This is a genomic window from Thalassotalea litorea (assembly GCF_043642205.1).
GTDB classification, from domain to species: Bacteria; Pseudomonadota; Gammaproteobacteria; order Enterobacterales; family Alteromonadaceae; genus Thalassotalea_A; species Thalassotalea_A litorea.
In genome coordinates, this window is record NZ_JBHZSG010000007.1 from 106383 (window position 1) to 119800 (window position 13418).

General features: G+C 43.3%; 12 protein-coding genes. 2 read left to right on the forward strand and 10 right to left on the reverse strand.

What is annotated here, in order from left to right:
* Positions 1-14: 14 nt before the first annotated feature.
* Positions 15-2444, reverse strand: a complete 2430-nt coding sequence (gene plsB / locus ACHUFQ_RS05770; protein ID WP_394173828.1) for a glycerol-3-phosphate 1-O-acyltransferase PlsB — start codon at positions 2442-2444, stop codon at positions 15-17.
* Between the two features lie 231 nt (positions 2445-2675).
* Between plsB and ACHUFQ_RS05775 the strand changes: the two genes are divergently transcribed.
* On the forward strand, positions 2676-3842 hold the full coding sequence (locus ACHUFQ_RS05775) for a sugar efflux transporter (protein WP_394173829.1): 1167 nt from the start codon (positions 2676-2678) through the stop codon (positions 3840-3842).
* Positions 3843-3867: 25 nt separating this feature from the next.
* Here the strand turns inward: ACHUFQ_RS05775 and ACHUFQ_RS05780 are convergent, their stop codons facing one another.
* Both ACHUFQ_RS05780 and ACHUFQ_RS05785 read right to left on the reverse strand, forming a co-directional pair.
* A complete protein-coding gene (locus ACHUFQ_RS05780) occupies positions 3868-4617 on the reverse strand; it encodes an alpha/beta hydrolase (RefSeq protein ID WP_394173831.1) in 750 nt (249 codons plus the stop codon).
* Complete coding sequence (locus ACHUFQ_RS05785) at positions 4601-4993, reverse strand: 4'-phosphopantetheinyl transferase family protein (RefSeq protein WP_394173833.1); 393 nt, start codon at positions 4991-4993, stop codon at positions 4601-4603. The genes ACHUFQ_RS05780 and ACHUFQ_RS05785 overlap by 17 nt, the downstream gene beginning before the upstream one ends.
* A gap of 379 nt (positions 4994-5372) precedes the next feature.
* Here ACHUFQ_RS05785 and ACHUFQ_RS05790 point away from each other — a divergent pair, with 379 nt between their 5' ends.
* Positions 5373-5759 carry a putative periplasmic lipoprotein gene (locus ACHUFQ_RS05790; RefSeq protein ID WP_394173835.1) on the forward strand — a complete coding sequence of 129 codons (387 nt, stop codon included), beginning with the start codon at positions 5373-5375 and terminating at the stop codon, positions 5757-5759.
* A gap of 39 nt (positions 5760-5798) precedes the next feature.
* Here ACHUFQ_RS05790 and ACHUFQ_RS05795 read toward each other — a convergent pair whose 3' ends face one another.
* The 7 genes from ACHUFQ_RS05795 to ACHUFQ_RS05825 are packed head-to-tail and all read right to left on the reverse strand — an operon-like array spanning position 5799 to position 13405.
* The gene (locus ACHUFQ_RS05795) at positions 5799-7022 is read right to left on the reverse strand and encodes a beta-ketoacyl-ACP synthase (protein WP_394173837.1); all 1224 of its coding nucleotides are present in this window, start codon (positions 7020-7022) and stop codon (positions 5799-5801) included.
* A complete protein-coding gene (gene fabG, locus ACHUFQ_RS05800) occupies positions 7022-7747 on the reverse strand; it encodes a 3-oxoacyl-ACP reductase FabG (RefSeq protein ID WP_394173839.1) in 726 nt (241 codons plus the stop codon). The genes ACHUFQ_RS05795 and fabG overlap by 1 nt, the downstream gene beginning before the upstream one ends.
* Positions 7748-7749: 2 nt before the next feature.
* Entirely contained in the window at positions 7750-8199 is a 450-nt protein-coding gene (locus ACHUFQ_RS05805) for an ApeP family dehydratase (protein ID WP_394173840.1), read from the reverse strand.
* Positions 8192-9379: a beta-ketoacyl-ACP synthase gene (locus ACHUFQ_RS05810; RefSeq protein WP_394173842.1), complete on the reverse strand. Its 1188-nt coding sequence runs from the start codon at positions 9377-9379 to the stop codon at positions 8192-8194. The genes ACHUFQ_RS05805 and ACHUFQ_RS05810 overlap by 8 nt, the downstream gene beginning before the upstream one ends.
* 6 nt (positions 9380-9385) lie before the next feature.
* On the reverse strand, positions 9386-9946 hold the full coding sequence (locus ACHUFQ_RS05815) for a DUF3261 domain-containing protein (protein ID WP_394173844.1): 561 nt from the start codon (positions 9944-9946) through the stop codon (positions 9386-9388).
* Positions 9931-11178 carry an NAD(P)/FAD-dependent oxidoreductase gene (locus ACHUFQ_RS05820; RefSeq protein ID WP_394173846.1) on the reverse strand — a complete coding sequence of 416 codons (1248 nt, stop codon included), beginning with the start codon at positions 11176-11178 and terminating at the stop codon, positions 9931-9933. The genes ACHUFQ_RS05815 and ACHUFQ_RS05820 overlap by 16 nt, the downstream gene beginning before the upstream one ends.
* Entirely contained in the window at positions 11159-13405 is a 2247-nt protein-coding gene (locus tag ACHUFQ_RS05825; RefSeq protein WP_394173847.1) for an MMPL family transporter, read from the reverse strand. The genes ACHUFQ_RS05820 and ACHUFQ_RS05825 overlap by 20 nt, the downstream gene beginning before the upstream one ends.
* Positions 13406-13418: the final 13 nt, after the last annotated feature.

Consider the following 13418-nt stretch of genomic DNA (forward strand, 5'->3'; position numbering starts at 1 on the left):
AGATTCACGCCTTATTAAGAATGCAAAATACTCTGCAATACATCATCATCGGTTAGATCGCGGATAAGTTTATCTAAATCTGCAAAACTGTCATTAGCAAGAAAACTGCCATTATCGTCAGAGCGAATGTATCCGTAATCACGTAGCGCATTGATAATGGCACTTTGTGCTTTTCTATCAATAAACTCTGGGGCATTGATATTATGAAGCGTCGACATGCGACTAGCCAAAGCCGTAGCGTCAGCTTCCACTGTTGAACGGCTAACCGGCTGTAATTGACCGATAAGTCGCATGACTATCGCGTAGCGCTGAATGGTTTCACTGGCACAACTGGCCATCAAAGTGAGGGTATAGCCCTGCTCATGTTCATCGATAATCGACCAGTAACCTGCTTTCGTTTGTTTAACCAGATTCTGTTCCGAGAATACACTCAGTAAGGCCTCTATCTGTTCTTTTATTTGTGCTTTATCCTGCCATAAGAACAATTCAGCTTTGAATAGCGACATTAGGGTTGCGACGGATTCGGTTAAATCTTCCGTCGTTAATTTCTCATACGATTTTAACAACCGGCATAATAACGACGGCAAAATATAGGCATGAATAATATTATTTCGGTAATAGCCCATTTCCAGTGACGCGTTTTTATCTAATGATAAAATCTGGCCGAGCTTATCGTCCTTAACTTCCACTTTATTCAGCTTGATAACCTGCTCAACCAAAGCTTCGCCATCTTCGTCAGGAATTGACATATCTACACAGTAAGGTGCGTTACGCTGCACATCCACAAAGAAATTCAAATACTCAATCAATTCCTCTCGGGTCATGGCGTGTTGTTCAGAAGTCAGCAACACTAAAGCCGATAAGGTAACGGAGTTTAAGGCAACGGCTTTATTTATCTCGGTCATGACCTCATTTGCCATGGAATTCACCGCAGGTGTTAACCAACTCGGTTTTGGCGGATCAATTGGATCAATGCTCTGTTTCCAATCCGGAACCTGAGTATTTAAGAATTCATTGATATTGATAGGCTCGCCGAAGTTTACGTAGCCATTACCATAGTTTCGTAATTTGCGAATCGCTTTGATAATGCCAAACGCCGATTCTTTCTGTTTCGAGCTACCCTTTAATTCTTTGTGATAACTGGCCACTTCCATAACGTGTTCATAGCCTATATACACCGGAACCAGCGTCAGAGGGCGATCGATTCCTTTAAGCATACTTTGAATGGTCATCGCCAGCATACCGGTTTTCGGTTGTAGCAAACGTCCGGTGCGGCTACGCCCACCTTCGGTATAATATTTCACGGGATAACCGCGGGAGAATAACAACCCTAAGTATTCCCGAAAAATGGTTGAATACAGACGATTTCCTTTGAAACTTCGGCGAATAAAAAATGCGCCAGCTCTTCGGAAAATCGGACCTGCCGGCCAAAAATCGAGGTTGATGCCAGCAGCAATGCGTGGCGTTGCTAATCCTTGCTGATAGATCACATAGGTAAGTAACAGATAGTCCATATGAGAGCGATGGCAGGGAACATAGATAATCTCATGGCCCGCCTGAGACAATTCCCGTAAACGATCACCATGTTTGACTTCAATATCATCGTACAATCGATTCCAAAGCCAGGCCAAAATTCTCTGACCAAGACGGATCGTGCTGTCTTTATAATCGGCGGCGATTTCATTCATCATTGCCAGCGCCTGCTTCTTCACTTCAGCTTCGCTGACGCCTTTAGCTTTCGCTTCATCGCTAATGACACGTTTAATTGATGGATTGGCAAACAGTGCGGTGAATTTTTGCTGACGGCCCATTAAGCGAGGACCTGTTGCAGCAATTGTTTGGCGGTGAAAATGAAAACGGGCAATTCGGATCAACTTGTGCGCTGCAACCTCATCGCTGCCTTGTTGTTCGACCATCTCCCGAAACGAAACCGCTTTCGAAAAACGCACTAAGGTGTCTCGTCCGGAGAATAATACAATCCAAAACTTTCGAAACCAACTGGGAGATTCTCGATCGGCGATGACCGTTCCCACATCGGCTTTCTCTTTATGTGGCGCTCGACCCCATAATATGTTCACCGGCACTAATTTCGCGTCTTCTTGCGGGTTTTCCTGATGGTGTTTTAATAACGCCTGACCCTGTTCAATTGCATGGGTGTCTCCCGCTTTGCGCCACGGCAACACAGGCGTTGGCTTATCAAGACACAGGCAACGATTAAACTGCTTTCCACCGACTTCCACCACTTGCAAAGGATCTGGAAGATTAAGCTTTTTACAGGTCATTTGTAGTGCTAGCAGGTCGCTGGCAGATTTGTGACGGGTGATATAGAAAACCGATTTATTGTTTTCCAGATCCAAAGACTCCGCCGGATTGTCTGGAACGATTTTGCATCGCACCAACATTTTTATCGGCCAGGAAAGTAGAAAATAAAACAATGAGCGCATACGGAACTTAATTTAAAAACCTACAGAAAAATATCCGGCAATGATATCACTAATATCAGTACGTATTCCACAATGAACAAATTTTAGTCGACTAATTAGAGAGTTACTTTTTTATTGTCAAATTGAGCAGGTTCGCGGGCGACAAGCACTTTTACGATTTATCTGAAAATTACTGGCTGGAGGGGGATTAAGCCTTATAATGCGCTACTTGCTAACCTTGGCTGTCATTGAATGTCCACCTCAGATAAACATCGTATCAGCTTCAGATTCTATCTGCTAAGTGCCTTAGCCGGTCTAGCGGGTTCTTTGATTTATCCATTAATGAGCCTGTTTCTCGTCGATGGCTTAGGGGCAGAGCCGATTATGATTGGTGTTTATACCGTCAGTGTCACCCTATCGGGGTTGCTAATGAGCCAATGGCTAGGCAACAAAGCCGACCGGGGCAGCAATCCCAGAAAACTGTTTTCCATTGCCATGTGCAGCTTTATGGTCGCGGTGATTATTTATGCCAATACTCAGAATTTTGTTTGGGTTTGGCTGGCTGGATTATCTTTTATGGCATTAGGCAATTCTGCGACGCCACAAATGCTTACGCTGGCGCGACAATGGGCTAATGATAATCGGGTCGATTCGACGATATTTAATGCCCGAATACGCGCCGCCATCTCATTTTCCTGGATGACAGGCCCACCTCTTGCCTTCGCCCTGGCATCTGCGTTTGGCTATCAAGTGTCATTTTATGCGGCCGCTGCCTGCGCATTGTTTGCGTTTGTGTACCTGCGATTTGGTGTTCCCGCAACTAATGGCTCCGAACCTTTACCGCAACATGATGATGTCGTGCATCCGGATTTTCGCTTTTGGCTATTGGCCATAGCCATGGCCGGCGGGATGGCTGCGAATCTGATGTATTCTTCATCCTTACCCTTGTATGTCGCCAGAGAATTAGAGTTTGCAACCCATTGGCCCGGGGTGTTCATGGGGCTGGTCGCGTGTCTGGAAATACCTGTCATGCTGTATTCTGCCAAACTGGCAAGACGAATCAGTAAGGAATGGGTGCTGGTGATTTCGTTTGCTTTTGCGATAACGTTTTATTTCGGCATTTTCAATGCCACTCAAGTATGGCAATTTCTCGCACTGCAAATCCTAAATGCCTTGTTTTACGGCTTGTTTGCGGGCGTAGGTTTGACTCTGATGCAAGAACAAATTCCAACCCGCGTCGGATTTACTTCGGCCGTTTATTCAAACGCATTAAAAATTGGCATGATGATTGGTGCAAGCATGACAGGATTGATTGCACAGTTCAGTAGCTTCCAATATGCGTCTATCGGTGCCATGTTAGCTGTTTTGATCGCCTTAATTAGCCTATGCGGTTTTCGTATTATTAATAATCGTCGCTAATTTTAAACCGCAATTGAAAAGCACTTTACTTAGCTAAGTATTGCGGTTCAGTACTATTTGGATAAGTCGATAAATAATAATAAACTGGGCGTAAATGCGAGGGGATTTTGTTGTCCGGCGCTAATGATACTTCCGTTATATCAAAAGAGTCACTACCGGGAATTGCTTGATTACTTCCCGGAACATTATCCAATGTAGAAAAATAAGTTTCATTAGCATCCCCGCAATTACCGAAATTTCGGATACCGAAATGCCAATCAAGTCCTCCAAATATTGTAACTGGGTCTAAATAGGTAACTTTAACAAACGCGTTTCGGTGCAACGTATTGCAAAGACCATAATTAATAAACCCTCCACAACTATGAGCAATCACGTGGATGTTTGTAACCTGATAGGTCTCATTAATTTGTTCTGCGATCTTTTCACCAATTCTTTTGCCATTAACTGAACAGGTAAGTGGATTATCGGAATATTGGCTCCAGTCTAAAGCCCACGCCACCACAGAAGAATCCACATCTTCAATTTTTTCTGCCAGTGACTCGGCCCAGGATTGAGGCGAGTCCTTAACACCATGTGAAATGATCACTAACTGGGTTTTATCACTTTCAATGACAGGAAAATCGACATGGTATTGGCGAGGGAAAAACATGTAAATTAGCAGCGATGCCGATAGCAGAATAAAAGCAATAACCGGCAGGTAAATGAGAAAAAACAACACCCAAAAACCATAGCGATTAGCGTGCATTTCTCGGAGTTTGTTAATCACTAAGGACATTAGTTAACTCTATTTGACTGACTTTCGTGGTCGCGGAGGCGACGAGGCTAAATGCATAATCTTCAGACGGTATACCAATACATTGCAGTTGATTGCTAGATAATAACGCCTGGCTTTCCAATCCCAGCACCTTTAATAGCGAGAGTGATGTAGCTTTGCAAAGCGCTTCTTTTAGTGTCCACAGAAGATAAAATGTTTTGCTTGGATCCGATTCCTTTTGCAGCGCCTGATATTCTTCGTCCGCAAAACTATGTTTGGCAATACTCAACACATTGCGTCCCCGTTTGGGGACTTCAATATCTATACCTAGTGGAATATCCACGGGGTTTTCACTTACCGCTATTGCCAGCCAGCTTTTGCTATGACTTATCGACACCGAATATCCCAAATTTGTGTGTCCCTCCCAGGCCTCCAGCCTTTGCTTAACACCATTAAACTGGATAGTAATGCTCCTGGGCTCAATATTCGCGAGTTTGCTCAACCAATACTTTAATACATATCTCGACGCCACAAATAACCTGGCATGATTACCCCGACGCATGTTCATCTGAACAAGTTCCTCCTGATTCAACAGTTCCAGTAATTGACCATCGCCCAAATTTAGAGCGTCGATGTTAAATATTAAATATAAGACTCTTTCCATTTCATTGATAAATTACAAATTTTGTTTTTTATACTACAATCGAGCGTGTTAAAAAATTGCTAATCTAATCTTTTAACTGAATGAATGTGTTTAATGAAAGGACCAACACACGATGAAAAAGCTTTACCTTATTATTCTAGTGACGTTGACACTGGCTGGATGTGCAAAGACTCAACCTGTTTATAACGTTTCCGAGCATGCTGTTCCGGCCAACGTTGAATCATCAAAAGTGCAAGATAGCATAATCGATGCTCTGAAATACAAGCGTTGGACAATCGAAGAAAAAAAGCCGGGCGAGGTAGTCGCCAATATTTACGTTCGTAGCCATCAGGCTCGTATTCGCATTACCTATGATACCCAAAATTACAATATCGAGTACGTTGACAGTTCAAACCTGAAATATTCTGAACAGAAAAACACCATACACAGAAACTACAATAAGTGGATTCAATTGCTAGAGCAAGAAATCGATACTCGATTAAATAATCTTCAATATTAATTATATTGAAACAAAAAAGGTTCCAACTGGAACCTTTTTTCATTTCACACGCTTGAAAATTAGTGAGGTATTAATACCGCCGAATGCAAAATTATTTGTCATCACATAATCCGTTTCTATTTGTCTAGGTTCGGTCATCAAATAATCAAGTGGAGCACATTCAGAGTCAACTGTATCGAGATTTAGCGTCGGCGCGAACCAGTTATCATTCATCATATTAATCGACGCCCAGGCTTCAATTGCTCCACAAGCACCTAAAGTGTGCCCCAGATAACTTTTTAATGAACTAATAGCTACCTTACCAAACACCTCATGAGTCGCCTGCGATTCAGCAATATCCCCTCTTTCCGTCGAGGTACCGTGTGCATTTACATAACCAATCTGTTCAGGATCCACCTGCGCATCCGCAATCGCTAAGTCCATCGCCGTTTTCATAGTCTCAGCCGTGGGCTGAGTAATGTGCATGCCATCAGCATTGGTACCAAAACCAATTAATTCGGCATAAATCTTTGCACCACGTGATTTCGCATGCTCGTATTCTTCGATAATTAGAGTACAAGCACCTTCACCAATGACTAAACCATCTCGCCCCTGATCGAAAGGTCTGGGTGTTTGTGAAGGAGAATCATTTTTCGTTGATGTGGCATATAAAGTATCAAAAACCGCGGCCTCAGAAACGCATAGTTCTTCCCCACCGCCAGCGATCATGACTTTTTGCTTACCATATTTGATTGCTTCATATGCATAACCAATAGCCTGAGAACCGGAGGTACAAGCCGAGCTTGTTGTAATCGTACGTCCTTTCAGCCCAAAGAATACACCAACATTTACCGCGGTAGTGTGAGCCATCATTTGAATATAACTAGTTGCCGTAACCCCCTGCATGGAGCCAGTCGCCAACATGTTCCCAAATGGAACTATCGGGTCGGTCGACCCTGTAGAGGAGCCATACGCAATACCCGTCTGACCATTGGTCAGGCTGGGGTGCTCGAGAAGGTTTGCTTCTTCCAAAGCCAATTCAGTGGCTCGAGTCGCCATCAAGGAAACTCGGCCCATCGAGCGCACTTTCTTGCGCTTATAGTGAGCCGGCTTTATGAAATGCTCAACAGGGGCACCAAGCTTTGTGTTAAGTCCGTTAACGAAGCCCCATTCATCCATCACTTTTACAGCATTTTTCTGTTCTGCTACTGACGCTTTAAATTCTGACCAAGTATCTCCAAGCGCGGTTATCGCAGACATACCTGTAACAACGACCCGCTTCATCAGGCAATTCCACCATTTACAGAAATTACCTGGCGAGTAATGTATGCAGCATCGTCAGACATTAAAAATGATACAGTGCCTGCTACTTCCTGCACATTACCAGCCCGCTTTAACGGGATCATTTTTAGCATTTGCTCTATAGGAACATCTTCTGTCATATCGGTATCGATTAAGCCCGGGGCGACGCAATTGACACATATTTTTCGTTTAGCGAGTTCCAAAGCAAGCGCTTTTGTGGCACCAATAATTCCTGCTTTAGCAGCACTGTAATTTACCTGGCCGCGATTTCCTATCATGCCGGAAACTGAAGCCATAGTAATAATTCTGCCTCCCTGGCGTGACTGCACCATAGGCATTACCGTTGGTTTGACTACATTGTAAAACCCTTCGAGTCCGGTTTTAACAACGACATCCCAATCCTCTCCTGTCATCGCTGGAAATGCCATATCACGAGTAATTCCTGCGTTACAAACAACGCCATAATAGTGCCCGAATTGCGCAATATCTTCACAAATTTGCTGCTCTGCGGCTTCTCTGTCACACACATCAAATTGTAAAACACTGACATTTCTTCCCAGTGCTTTGATTTTTTCAGCGGTGTCATTCGCGGCATCAATACCACTTCGACAATGGACAGTAATATCATATCCTTGAGACGCCAGTTTTAAGGCAATAGCTTTTCCGATACCGCGACTTGAACCGGTTACAAGTACTCTTTTATTCACGATTAATCCTTAATAAAACTCAATGGGTCGTCCGGTTGAAATACATTTAATTTGGCCACAACAACAAGGTTATTGCCTTCATATATCGCACAATCAAACACGCTAAGGCCAGAGTCTTCTTTGTAAACTTCCTCGACCTTTATTTCGTAACGAGTCTGAACATTAAAATTTGACTCAAATATTTTGTACTTGCGACTACCCAATAAAAAACCTGGTTTTACCTGTTCGCCATCGTTTAGCGCATTGGCACCCGCATATGCGGCGATGGTTTGCGCCATATATTCAATACCAATATAGGCTGGGACACCTTTGATAACGTCCTGATAAAAAGGCGAGCTTGTCTGAATCGTGACTTCGCAGATGGCCGACTGACGATCAAACTCGACAAGAGAATCTAATAAAACCATCGGAGGACGATGTGCCAAAACATCAACAATTGAATAATCAGTCACCTGCTTTCCCCAATATGACGCTGGTATTATTACCGCCGAATGCAAATGAGTTGGATAAAGCATAGCAAAGCTTCGAAGCCGGCAGGCCATCGCTCAATCGTATACCCCGAATCTGTTTATCTATAGGAAAATCACTGCGATTTTCAGGTAAACGATCTTCCTGATTACCATCACCTAACAACAAAAACAACAACCCTGCTTCCAGAGCACCGGCGGCTCCTAAAGTATGTCCAGTTAGCCTTTTAGTTGAACTACAGGGCACTTTGTCCTGGAATAAATGGTAAATGGCATTTGCTTCCATCGAATCGTTTTTTGTTGTACCGGTACCATGAAGGTTTACATAATCGATATCATCGGTTCCCAAACCGGCCTCTTCAAGCGCCTGTTCCATCGCCTTGATTGCTCCGCGCCCATCAGGTTCAGGTGCAGAGATATGGTAGGCGTCAGAGGATTCCCCCGTACCAGCAAGTAAAATAGATGATTTTTGCGCACTCATAACAAATAAAGCAGCAGCCTCACCGATATTGATGCCATCTCGCTGCTCACTGAATGGATTACACTTATTCGCCGCAGTCGATTCCAGGGCATGAAACCCGTTAATAGGCAGTCGACTCAAAGTATCGACACCTCCACAAATAACGATTTCCGCTGTGCCACTGGTAATTAGTGCTCTGGCACTGGCTAACGCTTTCGCACTCGAGCTGCAAGCGGTTGAGATACTGTAAGCGGGCCCTTGCGCTTCAATATATTGCGCTAAAAATTCCGCCGGAGCATTCATTTCCTGAACCTTGTAATCAAATCCATCAGGAAACTGCTTAGTCTTAGAATACTGCTCTACAGCAAGTTCACCCTCTTTTATCCCTGAAGTACTAGTACCAATGACTACTGCGACCTTTTTCGGGTCGGTATGTATCGAAAGCGCCTTGTAGGATGCTTCTATTTGCTGAAATGCGGCCAATGCGAGCTGATTATTGCGACTTTGCTGGACGTTTTCTGTTGAATCTAACTGCGGCAACTCAAACGCTACTTCGCCTACATAAAATTGATTATCATCAATACTGAAGTTATCGGTACAAACCAGGTACTCTTGATTTTTAGGGGAAATTAAAGCTTCGGTGACCTGCTGTTTGCCATTACCAAGGCTACAAATTATTCCTAAGTCATTTAGATAAACATTCACGGGTTGTTACTCCAGTTCTTCAATCGAAAAACTGTAATTTTTGTTCATGTGCTGGAACCGGATAGTATCACTATTTACTTCAATTTTTACGATAATTTTTTTGCTTACATCTTCTAGTATGCGAACTTGCGGCGACACCTGCTGAGACATTCTCGAGCCGGTTAAATTATTATTTAATCGGTCAACAGGCCAATACACAAGCTGGAAGTCGGCTAAGATATACGGTGCTAATTGCTGCCATTGCTGTATATAAGACCGAACCTGTAAAGGTTGTCCTTGGGTAAACTCAATTTCAAAAGCAGGAAGAGAATCAGGTGTTAACGCCACCATCACAATACCCTTACTCGAAATTTCAGTTTGCACGATAAATTCAAAACGCTTGCCCTGGGCCGTTACACTAAATAATTGACTCAAAGATCGATTGATAAGTGCCTCTGGGGGTGGCGTCAACGTTAGCTCAATCCCTTGTTCCAGATCAACCCGATACTCATCATCACGATTCGTGACACTGCAAGACAGAGTCACCAGACAGGACAAAACCGTAACGAGCGTTAATTTCCACGACATAAGTCTGACAATACCTTAAATCTTCTTTTACTTTTCGCGACATAGGGATTCTCAACATCCCATGCATAACCGGCTAAAATCGAAGAAATCATTTCCCGGACCTCCGGCTCCTGTTTCGGGTAAAAGATAACATCCTGAAAACTGCCTTCATACCATGCGGTAACGAAGGTTCTGAAGCAATCAATGCCGAGACGCAGCTGTTTCTCATAGTCTTCTGTAAAATCTACTGACTGACCCTGTAAGTATTTATCAACCAAGGGTGCGATCATCGCTGCGGATTTTGTCGCGATAGTTACACCTGAGGAAAAAACAGGATCGAGGAACTCACCAGCGTTTCCTAACAATGCGTAATTGTTGCCAACTAATGAAGACACATTGGCGGCGTAACCGACGATGTTGTTAACAGCAGCACAATTCTCATATTCGCTGAGCAAACTGCTAAGGTTCGGCGCTTGCTGGATTAACAGCTTTAACACTTCTTCATTAGTCAATGATTGATATTGCTCGAAAAATTCTGCTTCTGCGACAACACCGATACTGGAAGTACCGTCGGCAAATGGAATCAGCCAATACCAGACATCCTGATACTCAGGGTGAACAGTGATCAAAATCTTATTGCGATCAAAGCTATCATCACAAATATTGTCTCTGATGTGAGTAAAGTAAGAACATCTGGATGGAAAATCGGAAGGCGTTTCCAATTCCAATAATTTTGGTAATACCCGGCCGAATCCACTGGCATCAAGTAAAAATTTTCCAGACAAATGATATGTGCTTTTATCCGGCGCTTGTACTTCTATGGACGGGGTGTCGCCATCTACGTCGACTGACAACACAGAATGCTGGTATCGAATGTCTACGCCTTGTTGTTGCGCACTATCGGCTAAAGCTTTATCAAAGTCAGCTCGTTTTACCTGAAACGTCGTTCCCGGACCCGCAGAAAATTTTTTGGTAAAATCAAATTCAGTTTGCTCGCCATTTTTATGGAAAACCGCACCATCTTTGAATTGGAACCCTGCATGACTTGCTTGCTCTCTGACGGCATCATCCATACCGGCCTGTTGCAAGAAAACCATGCACTGTGGCAACAAACTTTCCCCAATTGAAAATCTGGGGAATTGTTGCCTTTCAACAATCACCACTGAATAACCCATTTTAGACAACATAGCACTTGCCACGGCTCCTGAAGGACCAGCACCAATGACTATGACATCAGCCTGTTCTGTTTTCATAAATATCCTTGACGATGAAAGGTGAAGTAAAATAAATGAAGATTACACCAAAGGTAACGGTAAGCCCGAAACTGAATACTGCTGGTGTATGGCTAAAAATTAACATTCCAAAAACAATAAGCGAAGATGCCGCAGACAGGAAAATAGCGGTAGTTGTATCTCTGTTTAGCCCCTTTATGCGGTACAGGGCCAGGTAATCAACCGCTAATGCCATCAGCAATATCACGCTCAGCATATTAAAAATATTTAACTGTTGTTGAACAAGTTGTGACCCTGCCAGCGCTGAAACAACCGCGCCAACTAAAATCGCAATACACCTAAGCGCAGTGTTCGTATCAAACTTAAACCAAAATATCACGACGATAAGTAACATCGCGAAAACGGCCCAAAGCATTAAATTAAAGCGCAATTCGGTAATAGCCTGTGTCAGCGATTGTTGCTTATCAACGACGATGAGTTGGCCAGAAAATTGCTCAGCCAATTGCTCGATATGGAGCTTATCAATATGGTCTATTTCCATCCTAGTAACCACGCCTTGCTCGGATTGATAAAGGTAAGTTTTGGCATACTGACTTATCGCACTATTTTGTAATTCGGCTAGAGTCAGCACCCCTTGACCATCAAAACTAATTGGCATAGTCAGCATTTGGTTTACCAACGCAAATACGCCTGAGTCAATGCTATCTTGCAAAGTTTTGAGGTTAGCAACCTGACGCTGTTGCGAGGGTAACCAATTTGATATTCCGAATGATTTGCCACGCTCTGATATGGTATTTACCATAGCTGATACAGACTCTTCCAATACCAGAACGTCCTCTATATCTTTAGCTTGCAGATAGATGAATGATTTATCTGTTAAACCAAGCGCCTTTCTGTGCATTGATTCACTGGAAACCAATTTTTCACTACTTGCCGAAAGTAAAGCTACGCGGTCATCGAATTTCAAACCGTTTAGGAAAACAATCGCAAAACCAAGGCACGCGACAGAGGCCCAAACATAAGGTTTCATTCCCCAGGTTTGATTCGACACTTTGGTCATCCAAACGGAAGATAATGCCGATGATTTTCTTGGTACCAACTTAGGAACCACATAGATACTGGACAGTAGCGCCCCCAATAATCCAAATCCCACAAATACGCTAACCTGTGCTAATAATTCTATTGGCATCATCAAGAACAATAGATAAGCCAGCAGCGTAGTCAAAAATCCGAGCATCAATGCCTGCAAGACTTTCTTAGATGGCTCGCGCTCGGTTGAAAATTTGCCATCAGCAAGTATATGAAAGCAATAGTCGATACAAATTCCGACGAGCGTAATACCAAATACCAGACTAAGGAGATGAATCTGTTCAAAGCACCAGATTAATCCTGCAAGACCAACCAAAATCGCATTGGCGAGGCTCAAATTAATGGCGATAACCGGCAGCAAGGATCGAAAAGCGAAATAAACCAAAATTATCAAGGCGATCAGACTTAATCCGCCAAAGTAAGTCACCTCAAATTCTGCAATAGAAGAATTTTCTGCCGCATGCAAGGGAATACCAGAGGCTTCAATATCGACGTTCGGATACCTCTGTTTAATCTCATTTATCCAGCTATTCAGTTGCTGATACATTTCCTGAGCAGCTTTAAAATCTTTTTTGACGTCAGTGATATTTAGAAATAACCACACATAATTGACCTCGCCGCGCTGGTCAAGACTAACTAAGGCATCGTTATCGTTTGTTAAGGGCGATTGAGTAGCCAATTGACTGGATAAATAGTTTGCCAGCGACAAACTTGGGTCGTCATTGATAGTAGCTGAGACGAACGGGTCCGCACTGGCATACTGAGAAAGAAGCCAGTCATTAAAGGTATTAGGTGTGGATAATTGGGTTAGATAATAGTCGGAAACGAGATTTCCGGCGTAGTCGCGATAAAAATTGATGATATCTTTCATCGCCGTTAAAGATACTTCCGTATCAAGCCAGTTTTTATTTGCTGCTTTTTCGCGAAGGGCTTGATGTGCTAACCATTTATCGTCACCACTGAATGAAACTCTTACTCGGCTACTTTGTGTTTCCACAAAATAGGTTTCGGCTTCAGCGACAATTTCTGGATATTGATTATGCGGAAGCAACGCCAGAATATCGGCGTTGAATTTCAGTTTGCCCGAGATTATGCCTACAACTAACAATAATATCGTCAGGCTAAGTTGCGCCCAAAATGCATATCTAATGTATTGCATAAATCAATCCATT